The organism is Pantoea sp. AG702 (assembly GCF_003182295.1).
In the GTDB taxonomy this organism is placed as follows: Bacteria; Pseudomonadota; Gammaproteobacteria; order Enterobacterales; family Enterobacteriaceae; genus Pantoea; species Pantoea ananatis.
This window is the reverse complement of the sequence record NZ_QGTU01000002.1, coordinates 306,737-322,388: the sequence shown is the minus strand read 5'-3', so window position 1 is coordinate 322,388 and position 15,652 is coordinate 306,737. Positions and strand designations below refer to the sequence as shown.

14 protein-coding genes and 1 tRNA gene are annotated in these 15,652 nt (G+C 56.4%); 10 read left to right on the top strand and 5 right to left on the bottom strand.

The genetic code is table 11. The features are described 5' to 3' along the window. Window positions 1-7 precede the first annotated feature (7 nt). Both DFO57_RS07870 and DFO57_RS07865 read right to left on the bottom strand, forming a co-directional pair. Complete coding sequence (locus tag DFO57_RS07870; protein WP_110015229.1) at window positions 8-1,270, bottom strand: integrase arm-type DNA-binding domain-containing protein; 1,263 nt, start codon at window positions 1,268-1,270, stop codon at window positions 8-10. 163 nt (window positions 1,271-1,433) lie between these two features. After that, window positions 1,434-1,518, bottom strand: a tRNA-Leu gene (locus tag DFO57_RS07865). 231 nt (window positions 1,519-1,749) lie between these two features. On the opposite strand from DFO57_RS07865, the gene DFO57_RS07860 reads away from it, so the two are divergent. The 5 genes from DFO57_RS07860 (at window position 1,750) to DFO57_RS07840 (ending at window position 7,047) form a co-directional block, all read left to right on the top strand. After that, window positions 1,750-2,241, top strand: coding sequence for a DUF2501 domain-containing protein (locus DFO57_RS07860; protein ID WP_006121821.1), 492 nt, complete (start codon window positions 1,750-1,752; stop codon window positions 2,239-2,241). 182 nt (window positions 2,242-2,423) lie between these two features. Then, the gene (locus tag DFO57_RS07855; RefSeq protein ID WP_006121820.1) at window positions 2,424-3,059 is read left to right on the top strand and encodes a hypothetical protein; all 636 of its coding nucleotides are present in this window, start codon (window positions 2,424-2,426) and stop codon (window positions 3,057-3,059) included. Between the two features lie 12 nt (window positions 3,060-3,071). Then, window positions 3,072-3,740: a MarC family NAAT transporter gene (locus DFO57_RS07850; RefSeq protein ID WP_013024411.1), complete on the top strand. Its 669-nt coding sequence runs from the start codon at window positions 3,072-3,074 to the stop codon at window positions 3,738-3,740. Between the two features lie 144 nt (window positions 3,741-3,884). Then, complete coding sequence (locus DFO57_RS07845; protein ID WP_110015228.1) at window positions 3,885-5,453, top strand: ABC transporter substrate-binding protein; 1,569 nt, start codon at window positions 3,885-3,887, stop codon at window positions 5,451-5,453. 91 nt (window positions 5,454-5,544) lie between these two features. After that, entirely contained in the window at window positions 5,545-7,047 is a 1,503-nt protein-coding gene (locus DFO57_RS07840) for a helicase HerA-like C-terminal domain-containing protein (protein WP_013024409.1), read from the top strand. 32 nt (window positions 7,048-7,079) lie between these two features. Here DFO57_RS07840 and DFO57_RS07835 read toward each other — a convergent pair whose 3' ends face one another. Then, the gene (locus DFO57_RS07835; RefSeq protein WP_014606710.1) at window positions 7,080-7,574 is read right to left on the bottom strand and encodes a hypothetical protein; all 495 of its coding nucleotides are present in this window, start codon (window positions 7,572-7,574) and stop codon (window positions 7,080-7,082) included. A 248-nt stretch (window positions 7,575-7,822) separates the two neighbouring features. Here DFO57_RS07835 and DFO57_RS07830 point away from each other — a divergent pair, with 248 nt between their 5' ends. Then, window positions 7,823-9,112 (top strand): DUF445 domain-containing protein, encoded by a 1,290-nt coding sequence (locus DFO57_RS07830; RefSeq protein ID WP_019106727.1) that lies wholly within the window; start codon window positions 7,823-7,825, stop codon window positions 9,110-9,112. A gap of 345 nt (window positions 9,113-9,457) precedes the next feature. Here the strand turns inward: DFO57_RS07830 and DFO57_RS07825 are convergent, their stop codons facing one another. Continuing rightward, on the bottom strand, window positions 9,458-10,303 hold the full coding sequence (locus DFO57_RS07825) for a BtpA/SgcQ family protein (RefSeq protein WP_029570928.1): 846 nt from the start codon (window positions 10,301-10,303) through the stop codon (window positions 9,458-9,460). A gap of 29 nt (window positions 10,304-10,332) precedes the next feature. Between DFO57_RS07825 and DFO57_RS07820 the strand changes: the two genes are divergently transcribed. Continuing rightward, window positions 10,333-11,214, top strand: a complete 882-nt coding sequence (locus DFO57_RS07820; protein ID WP_110015227.1) for a ribokinase — start codon at window positions 10,333-10,335, stop codon at window positions 11,212-11,214. Here DFO57_RS07820 and DFO57_RS07815 read toward each other — a convergent pair. Beyond that, window positions 11,207-12,157, bottom strand: coding sequence for a substrate-binding domain-containing protein (locus tag DFO57_RS07815; protein ID WP_014606714.1), 951 nt, complete (start codon window positions 12,155-12,157; stop codon window positions 11,207-11,209). The genes DFO57_RS07820 and DFO57_RS07815 overlap by 8 nt on opposite strands. Window positions 12,158-12,482: 325 nt before the next feature. Between DFO57_RS07815 and DFO57_RS07810 the strand changes: the two genes are divergently transcribed. The 3 genes from DFO57_RS07810 to DFO57_RS07800 all read left to right on the top strand — a co-directional run bounded on the left by DFO57_RS07810 (window position 12,483) and on the right by DFO57_RS07800 (window position 15,652). Continuing rightward, window positions 12,483-13,505, top strand: a complete 1,023-nt coding sequence (locus tag DFO57_RS07810; protein WP_110015226.1) for a LacI family DNA-binding transcriptional regulator — start codon at window positions 12,483-12,485, stop codon at window positions 13,503-13,505. A 376-nt stretch (window positions 13,506-13,881) separates the two neighbouring features. After that, window positions 13,882-14,628: an ATP-binding cassette domain-containing protein gene (locus DFO57_RS07805; RefSeq protein WP_020693768.1), complete on the top strand. Its 747-nt coding sequence runs from the start codon at window positions 13,882-13,884 to the stop codon at window positions 14,626-14,628. 22 nt (window positions 14,629-14,650) lie between these two features. Then, window positions 14,651-15,652, top strand: coding sequence for an ABC transporter permease (locus DFO57_RS07800; protein WP_026021094.1), 1,002 nt, complete (start codon window positions 14,651-14,653; stop codon window positions 15,650-15,652).

Below are 15,652 nucleotides of genomic sequence, written 5' to 3'. Positions count from 1 at the left end.
AACTCCCTTATTTTAGGGGGTTTTTCGCAAATTCATATGGTGAGATTAAACCATGCGTGTTTTCATCAAGATAATCAGCCCACCATTGTGCCATTAATCTTCTTTCATCTAAGTGCTCAGAAGTGTGGATGTAGGCTGCTCTAACATTATTTCGCTCTGAATGACTCAATTGTCTTTCTATTGCATCATCACTCCACAATCCAGATTCACCTAAAGCACCTCTTGCCATAGTTCTGAATCCATGCCCGCATACTTCTGTTTTTGTATCATAGCCCATAGTGCGCAAGGCATTATTAATTGTGTTTTCGCTCATCACCTTGTTTGGGTTGTGATCGCCAGGAAATAAGAGTTCATTGTCGCCACTTAATTGTTGCAACTGAGCAAGCAAAGCCAACGCTTGGTGGCTTAACGGAACTATATGTTCTTCCTTCATTTTCATACCACGATGGGAATGTCGTACTCCCTCAATCTCTTTACGCTTTGCGGGAATTCGCCAACAAGCCTTGTCAAAATCGAATTCTTTCCATCTTGCAAAGCGCAACTCACTAGAACGAACAAAGGTAAGCAAAGAAAGTTCAACAGCTATACGAGTCATAATACGCCCACCATAAACACGCAGACGCTCCAAAAATTCAGGGAACCGACTAAAGGGTAATGCTGGATAGTGACGTACTTTAGTAGTAGACAAAGCTCCTGCCATATCCATAGCGGGGTTAGATTCGATATAGTCATTCTGCACGGCATAACGCATAACGGCTGTAACACGCTGCTGAAGTCGCTGGGCAACGTCGTGCTTACCACTGGCATCAACTTTTTTAATTGGGGCTAAAAGGTGGCTAGTTTTGAGCTGGCGAATGTCGGACGAACCGATATGTGGAAAGATATAAAGCTCAAGATAGCGGATAACGCGCGAACGATGGTCTTCGCTCCAACGTTTGTTGCTGGCGTGCCACTCTCGAGCGATTGTTTCAAAGGCATAAGCCCCCGCATTTTCTGTCTCGGCTTCCTTAGATTGAGCTTTTGGATCAATACCTTGTCCTAACAGCTTTTTTGCTTCGTCGCGTTTAGCTCTTGCTGTAGCAAGCGTCACTACCGGCCAGACACCAAATGCCAAGCGATCTTCTTTTTTATCAGAAGGCCGTCTGTATTTCATGCGCCAGTATTTAGAACCTTTTGCCGAAACCTCGAGATACAACCCGCCGCCATCGGCCATTTTATAGGTTTTGTCTTTTGGCTTTGCTGTCTCTACCTGTCTGGCGTTGAGCTTCATTTGGGGGCACATTTCTTATCGAAGTTAAGATGCCCCCAATTATGCCCCCAATGACATCAGGATTTCAACGGACAACCTCGGACGACTCAGGACATAAAAATCGCTGCAAGCATTGATTTTTAAGGGATAATTGGACTTACTCGGATGGTCTTGGAAGAACTAATGGTGCCGAAGGCCGGACTCGAACCGGCACATCTTTCGATGGTTGATTTTGAATCAACTGCGTCTACCGATTTCGCCACTTCGGCACTGAAGAGGATGCGGAAAACGTTGGGGATTATACCGTTACGTGCCCAGCAAGCAACCCAATTCCGCTGTGATGTGCGCTAAGCGGCGAAAAAACACACGGAACCCGGTAAACCCGCGCTGTCTCGCTGCCAGAATCCTCCCAAACCGCCTTCCACTTATGTTTCCGTCGGAACTTTCTCATCCGCACCGCCTCTTAACAGCACGAAGCATAAAACCCAACCGAGGTCGAAATGAAAAAGCGCCATATCGCCTGCGCCCTGGCAGCCCTGCTGCTGGCGGGCAATGCGTCAGCTGCAAGCTGGCAGGATCAACTCAGCAGTGCCGCCAACCAGCTGAGCCAGCAAAATAACGGCGCAGCAGGTCAGCAGAACGGCGGGCTGTCGATGTCCTCCATTACCAGCCTGCTGAACAGCAACGACAAAGCCATGAGCGCCAACAGCATGACCAATGCCGCCGGCGTGATGCAGTACTGCGTGGAGCACAACGTGGTGAAAAACAACGTGCAGTCGGTAAAAGATCAGGTGCTAAGCAAGCTGGGCCTGAATACCACCGCGGCACAGGAGCAGAAACCGGATTACACTCAGGGCGTGGCCGGGCTGCTGAACACCGGCAATGGCCAGCAGCTAAACCTGCAAAGCCTCAGCAACTCGCCGATGGGCGAGAAGCTCAAAACCAAAGCCTGTGACGTGGTGCTGAAACAGGGTAAAAACTTCATCTCCTGACAGCCGCCTGCCAGCCCCGCGCTGGCAGGTTTATCGCCCCTTCTTACCCGCTTTTTTCCCGCCAGTCAGTCCCCCGCCCTCTGTCTGCATCACCTTGTATCGCAACACGTTAAGTCATAAGTTTTCCTTCCTAATGCGTTGGGCGCTATAGTGATGTTTTGGATTTGAACAGGACAGCACGCATGAAAGGTATCAACATCGCAATTTACTTCGATCCAGACCTGATCACAGCCTGCGTAAATGCGTCAGAAGGGAGCTATGTAAACAAAAAGTTCGAGTACGACGATGGGGTGATCGAAGAGATCTACCAGTGGCTCGAAGAGTACGATCCCAACCGCACGCATATCTGTCTGATTGAAAACGAAAGCGCCGAGCTGCTGGCCGACGAGCTGGTGGATAACGGTTATCACGTCCATCAGGTCACCATCCACCAGCTGCTGACCTGGTTCGCCGCCGAACCGCCCAAGTCCCCGGATGGCACGCCGATGCGCCTGATGCTGCGCTATATGGCAGAAGAGCATCCGCGCGAATATGAATCCCGCACGCCGCAGACCGAAGCGTTGATGGAGATGTTCGACGAGCTGGACGCGCTGGAGATGGTGGAAGATAACGAAGACGAAGATAATCTGCCCGCCGACCTGCTGCGCAGCATGAAGAAGCACAAAATCAGCGCCAGCGATGCGGCACAGCGCCTGATCCCCGACGTAAACGAACGTATCCGCGAGCACCTGATGCAGTACCCGGAGCTGATGACGCCGGAGATCCTGCAAGACTTCTTCCCGGAGCTGCTGGAAGCGCTGGAACGTCCTAAACACTAAGCGGGATAAGGCATGCTGGAGTTAATCAAAGCAATCGGGTTGGGGTTGGTGGTGATCCTGCCGCTCGCCAACCCGCTCACCACCGTGGCGCTGTTTTTGGGCCTGGCCGGTGAGATGAATTTTCAGGAGCGCAACCGTCAGGCGCTGCAGGCGAGCATCTATGTGTTCGCCATCATGATGGTGGCCTGGTACGCAGGCAGCGCGGTGCTGCACACTTTCGGTATCTCCATTCCGGGGCTGCGCATCGCGGGCGGGCTGATCGTGGCGTTTATTGGTTTTCGGATGCTGTTTCCGGCGAAGCCGGTGGGCCATTCGGTTGAAGCTAAGCACAAGCACGATGAGCTGGAAACCGCACAGGAACCGGTGAACATCGCCTTTGTGCCGCTGGCGATGCCGAGCACGGCGGGGCCAGGGACGATCGCGATGATCATCTCCTCGGCCTCTACCGTGCGCAGCGGGGTGGATTTCCCTGCCTGGGTACTGAACGTCGCGCCGGTGCTGACATTCCTGGTAGTGAGCGTGATTTTATGGATTTCCCTGCGCAGTTCAGGGGCGATCATGCGCCTGGTGGGTAAAGGCGGCATCGAGGCGATCTCACGCCTGATGGGCTTTTTGCTGGTCTGCATGGGCGTCCAGTTCATTATTAACGGCGTGCTGGAAGTCATTCATAACTTCCACTGACGGCCTGAGCCGCCCGCCTCTGGGCGGCTTATCACCTAAGACAAATCGGCTAAGGCAAAACTGGCATAGCTCAGAACAAACCGGCATTTTGACCTGCTCTGGCGCGGGTTACAGTAGGGTTATCAATCATTAAGGATAACCGCTATGCGCAAACCGCTGCTCCTGCTTACCGCCCTTGCTCTCTCCTCTGCCGCCCACGCGGCAACGCCGAAAGATACGTTTGTGGTCGCCGTGCCGCTGGACGGCATTATCAGTTTCGATCCGGCGGAAAGCTTTGAAACCGTCAGCAACAGCAGCCTGCGTAATATCTATCAGACGTTACTGGAGCCGGACCATCAGGATCCGCAGAAGCTGGCCCCGCTGGCGGCCCTGCGCTGGCAGGCGGGCAAAACTCCGCACAGCCTGGTGTTTGACCTGAATCCGCAGGCTCGTTTTGCCAGCGGCAATCCGTTAACGGCGCAGGATGTGGTGTTCTCCTTTACCCGCGCGGTGAAGCTAAACAAAGCGCCCTCGTTTATCCTCGGGGAATTTGGCTGGACGCCGGAGAACATCGATCAGCAGTTCACCGTGATCAACGATCATCAGCTTGAGCTGCGCTGGCCGGCAGAGATCGGGCAGGATCTGGCCCTGCGCCTGTTGACCGCGCCGGTCTCCTCCATCGTTGACAGCAAGCTGGCGCAGTCGCATGCCGCCAATAACGACTTCGGCAATGGCTGGCTGAAAACCCACTCGGCGGGCAGCGCGTCCTATGCGATCAAGCAGTTCGTGCCCCTGCAGGCGCTGGTGCTGGAGGCCAATCCCAACAGCACCCAGAAAGCGCACCTGAAACGGGTGCTGCTGAAAGGCGTGGCCGATCCGGGTACCCGTCGGCTGTTGATCCAGCAGGGCGATGTGGATGCGGCTTACCAGCTGGGGCCGGATCAGCTTGCCTCGTTGAAAAGCGATCCCAACGTGCACATCGCCGCCTTTCCCTCCAGCCTGATCTACTATCTTGGCTTTAACACCAAAAGTACGCAGCAGCCTGCGCTGGGCAATCCGGCCTTATGGCAGGCGGCGCGCTGGCTGGTGGACTACGACAGCCTGGCGAATCAGCTGCTGAAGGGGCAATATCGCGTACACCAGAGCTTCCTGCCCCAAGGCTTTGACGGCGCGCTGGAAACCAAACCGTTCCACTACGATGTCGAGAAGGCCAAAGCGATTTTAGCCAAAGGCGGCATTAAGCCCGGCGCGCATATCGCGCTGTCGGTGGTGAATCAGCCGCCTTATATCGATATTGCCCAGGCGCTGCAGTCGAGCTTTGCGAAGGCGGATGTAAATCTGGATATTCAGCCGGTGGCGGAATCCGAGCTGTGGAGCAAGATGCGCAGCCGCAACTTTGAATCCATCTTTACCTACTGGGGCGCGGACTACATCGATCCCAATACCAACGCCAGCACCTTCGCCTATAACGTGCCGAACGGCAGCAAAACCCTGGCCTGGCGCGTAGGCTGGGATATTCCGGAACTGAGCGCCCTGACGCGCAAAGCCGCCGGAGAAAGCGATGCCGCGAAGCGCCGGGCCGATTACGTCTCGCTGCAACAGCAGCTTCAGCAGAACTCGCCTTACGTGGTGATGCTGCAGGGCGAGGTTCAGGTGGCGCTGCGCAAGAACGTGACGCACGCGCAACAGGGGATTGGCGTCACGCTACTGAATTTTGAAGAGGTGGAGAAGTAAATTTCAGGGCGGCAGCACGTAATCTTTACTCACGTCTGCCGCCCCTCTGGCTATGCTTAACGCATGACTGACTGTTTATGAGTGCCGCGCTATGACCGCTCCCCTGCTTATCGCCCAAACCCCTGACGTTCAACTGCACCTGCTGCCACAGATGGCAAACCGCCACGGCCTGATCACCGGTGCCACCGGCACAGGAAAAACCGTGACGCTGCAAAAGCTGGCGGAATCCTTCTCTGCCATCGGCGTGCCGGTGTTTATGGCGGATGTGAAAGGCGATTTAACCGGCGTGGCGATGGCAGGCCAGAGCAGCGAAAAGCTGCAGGCGCGGCTGGCCAACATCGGTGTGACCGACTGGCAGCCGACCAGCAGCCCGGTGGTGCTGTGGGATATTTTCGGCGAGAAAGGCCATCCGGTGCGCGCGACGGTGTCGGATCTGGGGCCGCTGATGCTGGCGCGGCTGCTGAACCTGAACGAGGTGCAGAGCGGCGTGCTGCAGATCATCTTCCGTATCGCTGACGACCAGGGCCTGCTGCTGCTGGATTTTAAAGATCTGCGCGCCATGACACAGTACATCGGCGATAACGCGAAAAGCTTTCAGACGCAGTACGGCAACATTAACAGCGCCTCAGTAGGCGCGATCCAGCGCGGGCTGCTGGCGCTGGAGGAGCAAGGCGCAGAGCACTTCTTTGGCGAGCCTATGCTGGAGATTAGCGACTGGATGCGCGTTGACAGCAACGGCAAAGGCGTTATTAACATCCTGTCGGCCGAGAAGCTGTATCAGATGCCCAAACTTTACGCGACCAGCCTGCTGTGGATGCTGTCAGAGCTGTATGAACACCTGCCGGAAGCGGGCGATCTGGATAAACCGAAGCTGGTGTTCTTCTTTGATGAGGCGCACCTGCTGTTTAACGAGGCGCCGCCGGTGCTGCTGGAGAAGATTGAGCAGGTGATCCGCCTGATCCGCTCCAAAGGCGTGGGGATCTGGTTTGTGACGCAGAATCCGGCGGACATTCCCGACAGCGTGCTGGGCCAGCTGGGCAACCGGGTGCAACATGCGCTACGCGCCTTTACCCCGCGCGATCAGAAAGCCGTGAAAACCGCCGCCGAAACCCTGCGCGCCAATCCGGCGTTTACGACCGTGGAGGCGATACAGGCGCTGGGCACCGGCGAAGCGCTGATCTCCTTTCTGGATGCCAAAGGCAGCCCGTCGGTGGTGGAGCGGGCGATGGTGATCGCACCCGGCTCGCGCATGGGGCCGGTGAACACGGACGAGCGCAACGGGCTGATCAACCATTCTCCGCTGTCGGGCAAGTACGACACGGAAGTCGATCGGGAATCGGCTTACGAACGTCTGCAACAGGGCGTGCAGGCCGCCAGTGACAAGGCCAATGCGCCCGAAGCCAAAGGCAATGCGGTGGCAGTGGATGACGGTATTCTGGGGGGATTAAAAGACATTCTGTTTGGCAGCACCGGTCCGCGCGGCGGCAAGCGGGACGGCGTGGTGCAAACCATGGCAAAAAGCGCGGGGCGTCAGATTACTAACCAGATCGTTCGCGGCGTGCTGGGCAGCCTGTTTGGCGGACGCCGTCGGTAAAATACGGTGGCAGCCGGGCTGCCACCTCAACGCTACTTGTGTTTCCAGCTGGTGGACACCGGATTGGTGACGGTGTTCTTTTCTTGGGTATAAGTGCCGTTCTGCTGGGCGATCGCCTCGCCGGTATCAACAATCGCGTTCTGAATAAACACGTTCTGCTTGTCGCCGCGCACAAAGGTCAGCTGATGGAAGGCGGTTTTGTTGCCCCAGTCGGTGGAAGGCAGCGAGATAAAGCGCACCGTGAAGGTCTCATCATCAAACTTACCCTGCATCACGTAAACGCCGTAGTGGTTTTCGCCCTGCGAGATGATTTTATAGGTGCCGTTGTCGTAGTAATAAATTTCGGCATCGGGGAAGGGTTTTTTGTCGTACATTTTACGGTAATGCAGCACCTGCTTAATGGTGGGCTGCCCGAAGCTGACGGTCAGGTTTTTACCATCCTGCGAGGTGGTCAGCCCTTCCGCCTGCGCGGATACGCCACTCATTAACATCAACAGACTTGCGGTTGCCGTTGCGATTGCTTTCACGTGAATTCTCCTGGTCTGGTTCCATGGATAGGGTGCGTCAACGTACGGAGACTGCACCGGAAATGTACACTGACGTAACTGTTTATAAGAGTGGTAATTTTTGAGGTTATTAGTTTTTAGGAACAGTCTGATGCGGCAATCGCCCACCGCGTTAAGACAGGCCGGTTTAATGCCAGGCTTAACTGGATTTGAGGGCCGGGACTGGGCGATGTTGACGTATTCATCAGGCAAGCTGCTAAGATCAGGACATGGATAAACAACGTGAACTAAAACGGACCAAACGTCTGGCGCTGTCGCTGCTGCTGCTGGCTGCCGCTACCTTTGTGGTTACCCTGTTTCTGCCGCCCAACTTTTACGTCAGCGGCATCAAAGCCATCGCCGAAGCCGCGATGGTCGGCGCGCTGGCTGACTGGTTTGCGGTGGTGGCGCTGTTTCGCCGCGTACCGGTGCCGTTTATTGCCCGTCATACGGCGATCATCCCGCGCAATAAAGATCGCATCGGGGAAAATCTGGGCCGCTTTGTGCAGGAAAAGTTTCTGGATACCGATTCGCTGCTGAATCTGATCCGCCGTCACGATCCCTCGCAGATGCTGGCCACCTGGCTGAGCGCGCCCGGCAATGCCGATCGGATCGGTCGCCACCTGTTGCAGGTCATGCGCGGCTTTCTCGATCTGACCGATGACGCGCGCATCCAGCACTTCATGCGCCGCGCGGTGCATAAGGCGATCGACAAGGTGGATCTCAGCCAGAGCGGCGCGCTGATGCTGGAAAGCCTGACCAAAAATAACCGGCATCAGGAACTGCTGGATGCGGCGGTCGAGCAGTTGCTGCGGCTGCTGCATAAGCCCAGCACCCGGGAATTTATCGCCAGCCAGCTGGTGCGCTGGCTGAAGCGCGAGCACCCCATCAAGGCCAAAATGTTGCCGACCGAATGGCTGGGGGAGCACAGCGCAGAGCTGGTGGCCAACGCGGTGGATTCCCTGCTGGATGACGTGGCGCTGGATCAGGGCCACGAGCTGCGGCTGGGCTTTAATCGCGCGGTAGATCGCCTGATCGAAAAACTGAAAAACGATCCCGAGATGGCCGAGCGCGCCGAGGTGATCAAAGGCTGGCTGAAAGACGATCCCACGCTGAACCGCTATATTGGCGAGCTGTGGGGCGATCTGCGCGACTGGTTGAAAACGGATCTCAACAGCGAGGCGTCAAAAGTGCAGGACAAGGTCCGTCAGGCGGCCCTGTGGCTGGGCGAAACCCTGGCCGCCGATGAAGGGCTGCGCAGCTCGATGAATCAGCATCTGGAAGACGCTGCCCGCAGCGTCGCGCCAGAATTCGCGGCGTTCCTGACGCGCCATATCAGCGACACGGTGAAAAGCTGGGATGCGCGCGATATGTCGCAGCAGATCGAGCTGAATATCGGTAAGGACCTGCAGTTTATCCGCATCAACGGCACGCTGGTGGGCGGCACCATCGGCCTGATTCTCTACCTGCTGTCGCAGATTCCGGCGGTGCTGCCGGTGGTGAAAGGCTGGCTGGCCTGACGTAACCGTTCTGCTTTTTCGAACCCTGTGATTAAAGGGAGGTGAATATCACCTCCTTTAGGTGCGGCCTGAACGTGATTTACCTGAAGGACTTCACGATAATTTCAAGCTCTTGCAGTAGTGCAACCATGAGCTTAAGAAATACGCGAGCGATTTCTATCCATCTCATACGCTGGCTCCTGTGGTCAGGAGCACTTACAGCCTGCGACCCTTTCCGCTGCCTGTAACAGGCTGATTAGGTTGATAATGCATGATGTGCACCGCACGTAACCGTGCTGACGTAAACAAAAAACCTCGCCTCACCCGCGGGGTTTTTTGTTGCCTGTGGCTGACGTTAAACGGCGGCTAGGCCTTATCCAGCGCCGCCTGCGCCACGGCCATAAAGTGTTTAACCCTTTCCCGATCCACATCGTTCCACCAGACGCCGTCCACCTTGAGCGCGCTGGCGACAATTACGCCCTGGGTGCGGCCCAGGATCTGGCAGACATTGGCAGGCGTGACGCCCGACCCCACCAGCAGCGGCAAGGCGGTGGCGGCGCGGATCTCGTCGATTTCGTCCAGGGTGGCGCTGTCGCCTGTGCGCTGTCCGGTGGCGATCACGGCGTCCGCGTCAAAGAAGTCAACGTCGCGCGTCAGTTCCTGAATGGAGCGGTCGGCCACTATCGCATGGCTGCCGTGTTTAACATGGCTGTCGGCAAACACCCGAATATGTTCGGCACGCAGCTGGCTGCGGTAGCGCAACGCTTTGGCGGCGGCCCCTTCAATAAAGCCTTCGTTGGCGATGTAAGCATTCGCCCACTGGTTGACGCGGATAAAATCCGCCCCGCCCGCCAGCGCGGTGGCAAAGGCCGGCAGCGCCGCGTTCGCCAGCACGTTAATGCCCAGCGGCACGCCAAACCGTTCGCGCACTTTTTCCGTGATAACCGCCATCAGGGCTGAGGTTTCCGGGCCAATATCCTCGGGTTTTGAAAACGGAATATCGCCGTGGTTTTCAATAATCAGGCCATGAACGCCGCCGCAAATATAATTTTCCGCATCGCGCAGGGCACGCTCTGTTATCGCCTTGACTGATTTCCCCCGGTATTTAGGCGAGCCGGGAAACGGGTCACAGTGAATCACGCCAATGACCGCTTTGGGGCGGGAAAATATCGCTTGTATTGCATCATTTTTTTCTGCTGATATAGCAACCATCTTGTCTTTATCCTGTTCAGGGAAACACTATGCGTGTTTATGTGGCCGGAAATATCACTGTCGATGAAATCTGGAGCATTGCCGATATTCCGCTAAAAGGCGCATCGGTTCATGGAAATAAAGTTTCGCAGGATATCGGCGGTAAAGGCGCGAATCAGGCGATTCTGTTATCCCGCTGCGGCATAGAAACCCATTTAATTGCCGCAACGGGCAAAGACAGCAATGGAATAACTCTTCGCCAGCAGCTCACTCAGGAGCCGCTTTATTTTGTGCCCGCTGAACCGGTCCATCCCTTTAGCGATACTTCGCTTATTCTCAACAGCGCCGACGGCGACAACGCCATTATTACCAGCACCGGTGCAGCCGATGCGTTGAGCATTGATATCATCAGTGCACATCTGGCCGCGGCACGCGCTGGCGATGTCCTGGTGCAGCAGGGCAACTTCTCGCCGGAGAAAACCCATGCGCTGTTCCAGCTGGCGAAGTCGCGTGGCCTGATCACCGTCTTTAACCCTTCGCCGGTCCATGCCGGGTTCAGTGCCTGCTGGCCGCTGGTGGATATTGCCGTAGTGAATCAGCACGAAGCCCGGCAGTTGCATCCTGAAGCGGTTAAAACGTTAGTGGTTACTCACGGTAGCGCGGGTGCCTGGCTGATTCAGGGCGACCGCCGCGAGTTTTGCCCTGCCACGCCCGTCGAGGCGCTGGATACCACCGGCGCGGGCGATACCTTTCTTGCCGTCATGCTGGCGTCGGCACTCAGGCGCCAGGTTCAGATTGATAAGTTAGCACTTACTCATGCCAGTCAGGCCGCCGCCATCACGGTGAGCCGTCGTGGCACGCTGAGTGCCTTCCCCTCCGTCAACGAACTCGCCGCACTGCTGAGTGCAGGCGGCGAGTCAGGCGTTACTTAAACATCGCGCGGTAGCTGTCCACGTTGGCTTTGGTGACGACCGTCGCCGGTACCAGAATAGTTTTCGATACGGTTTTGCCGGACGTCACCGCGTTCAGAGCTTTGACCGCCTCTTCACCCATTTTTTTCGGGTCCTGCTGCAGGACGGCGGTGACATAACCGTTATCGATACCGGTGATCGCTTTTGACGTCAGATCCCAGCCGAACACCTTGATGTCTTTCTGCCGCCCCTGGTTCTCTACGGCCGCAATCGCGCCCAGTAACGCCGGTTCACCAGTGGCATAGATGGCCGTCAGGTCCGGGTTGCCGGTGATCAGGTTCTCTGCTGCCGTCATCGCGGTGTCCTGCACGTTCTGGCCATCCACCACGTCCGCGACGGTAATGCCAGGATTGCTCTTAATGGTGTCTTCAAAGCCTTTCTGACGCTGGTTCTGCACGGCTGAGTTCAGCGCGCCCACAATGCCCAGCCGCGCTTTGCCGCCCATATTTTTCGCCACGTAATCGACAAAATATTTGCCGATAATCTTACCGCCTTCCAGATTATCCACGCCCACCTGCGCCGCCTGTGGGCCCGCCGGTAATACCGCATCAATCGCAATCACCGGTATTTTAGCGGCGGCTGCTTCTTTAATCGCAGGCATAATGCCGTTGACGTCAATCGCGTCCACCATAATGCCCTTCACGCCCTGCTGAATATAATTTTCGATCGCGTCGTTTTGCGATACGGGATTATCGTTGGCGTTGAAGATCACTAAATTTTTACCGCTGGCTTTCGCTGCTTCCTGTGCGCCCTGATTCATCTGATTAAAGAACAGGGCCTGCTGGTTGATCTGTACCAGCGCATAAGTCGGTGCTGCATGAGCCAAAGTAAAAAACGAACCCGCTGCCAGTAAGCCCGTTGCCAGCGCAACAGAACGCAGTTTTCTGGTGTTAAATGCCATCATCTTAAAATTCCTCGTCGGGAATGTGCGATAACCAGTCGATCTCCGCATCGAAATGCAGAGGGATTATTGTTGGCGGGCAAATATCGTGTGAATGGCTTATTCAGCCTGAACCTGAATAACCGCGTTTCTGCTCACTGTCCATTATGGTGAACACCTGAAACGGGCTAAGCCGGTGTGGGAGTGACTCCCGGGTAATGCGGTAAACTGTCTCTACCATTCTCTTCCGCTCAGATTTTGTCAAGCGATTATTTTATCGCCAGGGGCAGCGCAAAAATACTGTATCCGGCGCGCGTAACTGTGTTACAGATAGCCGATTCTGGGCAAGATGGCTGTGGATATGATTAAAAAACGGGTGCTGTTATCCGACGTAGCGACGCTGGCCGGGCTGTCAAAAGCGACCGTATCCCGCTATATGAATCAAAGCATTATGCTGCCGCAGGACACCATCGATCGCATTGAAGCCGCCATTCGCCAGCTGGATTATCGCGGCAACAGCCTGGCGCGCCGCCTGAGCAAAGGCGGCAGTGAAACCTTAGGGCTGGTCCTGCCCGATATTACTAACCCTTTCTTCGCCGAACTGGCGGACGCGGCGGAAGAAGCCGCTTCGGCCTGTGGCTACAGCCTTGTGCTCTGCATCACCCGCAACCATCCCGGCAAAGAAAGCCAGTTTATCCGCTGGCTGGATACCTGCCAGGTGGATGGCCTGCTGTTTACCACCAACCACCCGGATAACGGGCTGCTGCGTAAGGAAATTAACCGTCACCAGCGTATTGTGCTGCTGGATGAAGATATTCCCGGCAGCAGAGTGCCAAAGGTGTTCGCCGATAATGTGCAGGGCGGCCGCATTGCTACCGAAAAGCTGATCGCCGCCGGTCATCGTCACATCGCGTTTGTTGGCGGGCCGGATGAGCTGATGAGCGTGCGCGAACGCTATCAGGGCTTCTGCACCGCCATGGCGCAGGCGGGCCTGACCGTGCCGCCCGAATGGGTGATGTACGGCGAATACCAGCGTGAGTTTGGCGAACAGGCGCTTCAACACCTGTTCAGCCGGCCGCAACGCCCAACCGCCGTGTTTGCCGCCAGTGACTATCTGGTGCTGGGCTTGCTGGATGGTCTGCGCGCACGCGGGTTGCAGGCTCCCGAGGCGCTGTCTCTGGTGGGATTTGACGACGCCACCTATGCCGATTTTACCCAACCCCGCATTTCCACCATCCGCCAGCCCGCCCGGGAACTGGGCCGCACGGCGGTTCACATTATGCTGCGCATCCTGAATGACGAGCCCGATATTCCCCCTGAAACCCGCCTTGCGGTGGAATGGGTGGCGCGCGATTCGATACAGATGTGTTAACAGCGTCCCAAAATGGCGCAAAAGTGCACAACTTTAGCGCAAATAACGCGCTTTTTAATTTCTGCGCGTTATAGTTAGTAAACCGGTTTACCAAAAGTTAGCATTTAAACGTGTTTAAAAACAACGTGTTAAACCGGATGTGTAATGCCTGTGTTGCAGGCTGGCACGGATGCTGCAATGACGTATCTGGCAAGCAAATATCGTTACAGCGGTTGTTCAGCGATTATGTATGAAGGCTTTATCTGGCAGGTAAACCGGTTTACAAGGGCGTAAACCGTGCACGATAACGTTTTTTTATCTCTGTTCAGCTTTTCCCGTTAGTGGTGATGGGAGTTATCGAATGCAGCAATCACAAACTGCCCCGGCACGGGTAGAGATGGTGAATATAACCAAAACCTACGGCGCGATACGGTCCCTGCGCGGCGTGAACTTACAGCTGGCGCCCGGCGAAGTGCTGGGCCTGGTGGGCGATAACGGCGCGGGCAAGTCCACGCTGACCAAAGTGCTGTCTGGCGCGGTGGTGCCCACCAGCGGCACGATCCGCATTGACGGTGAAGAGCAGCAGTTCAGCAATCCGGCGGATTCTCGCCGCTGCCATATCGAAATGGTTTATCAGGACCTGTCGCTGTGCGACACCGTGGATGTGGCGGGCAACCTGTTTATGGGACGCGAGCCGATGAAATCGATCCTCGGCATTCCGTTTCTTGATGAAGAGAAAATGCACGCTGATGCGCGCGAAATGCTGAAAGGCCTGGGCATTTCCATTCCTGATACGCGTTTGCTGGTGCGCAATCTGTCCGGCGGACAGCGTCAGGCAATTGCCATTGCGCGCGCGGCCGCCTTCGATCCCAAAGTGCTGATCATGGATGAGCCCACCGCCGCGCTGGCCGTGGCTGAGGTGGAAGCGGTGCTGGAGCTGATTCGTCGGGTATCGGCGCGCGGCGTCAGCGTGATCCTGATTACCCATCGCCTGCAGGATCTGTTTCTGGTCTGCGATCGCATCATGGTGATGTACGAAGGCACCAACGTGGCAGACCGCCGGGTGGCGGACACCGATCTGGGCGAAATTGTGAATTTGATCGTGGGCGAAAAATTTGTCGCCCGCTCTGCGGCGACGCACTGAGCGAGGTAACAGGATGACTATTATGAATCTGAGCGGTTCCCGTATGGCCCAACACTCGTTGCCGCGTCGCCTGCTGCACAATCACTCTGGCGTGGTCAGCATCGCGCTGTTCTTTGTGTTCTGTTGCGTGGTGTTTTCGTTGATCACCGGCAACTTTCTCAGCAGTGCTAACTGGCTCAATATCATTCGCCAGAGCGCGCCTCTGCTGATCGTCGCCACGGCGATGACCCTGGTGATCACCACGGGCGGGATCGATCTTTCGGTGGGATCGACGCTGGCGCTGGTCGGTGCGCTGTCGGCTATTGCGCTGAACAACTGGGGACTGCCCTGGCCGGTGGTGTTGCTGGGCGGCCTGCTGCTGGGCGCGCTGGTGGGCGCTATCAACGGCTTCTTTATCGCCTATGAGGGCATTCCGGCCTTTATCGTCACGCTTGCCACCTTAGCCGTGGTGCGCGGGGTCGCGCTGCTGATTACCCAGGGCTATTCCATTCCCATTCCTGCCGACAGCCTGTTTGCCTTTATGGGGCGCGCGAAAGTGCTGGGCGTGCCGATGCCGGCGCTGATCGGCATTGTGGTGCTGATTGTCGGCCATATCGTGCTTAATCATATGCGTTTTGGTCGCTATGTCACCGCGATTGGCGCGAATGCCGAAGGCGCGCGCCGCAGCGGGATTAACACCAAAGCCGTGACCATGAAGGTCTATATCATCAGCGGCATGGCTGCCGCGCTGGCGGGCATGATTATCACCGCCCGTCTGGGCAGCGGCTCCTCTAACCAGGGCGAAGGCTTTGAGTTACAGGTGATTGCGGCGGTGGTGCTGGGCAGTACCAGCCTGTTTGGCGGCTTCGGCACCATCATCGGTACATTGCTGGGCGCGCTGTCGATTGCCATTATTCAGAACGGCCTGATTTTGTCGCACATCTCTCCTTTTTACACGCAGATCGCGACCGGTACGATTATTTTGCTGGCGATCTGGCTGAATACCCGCATTCTCAACCCGACCCGCGCGGCGGCAAAAGGATAG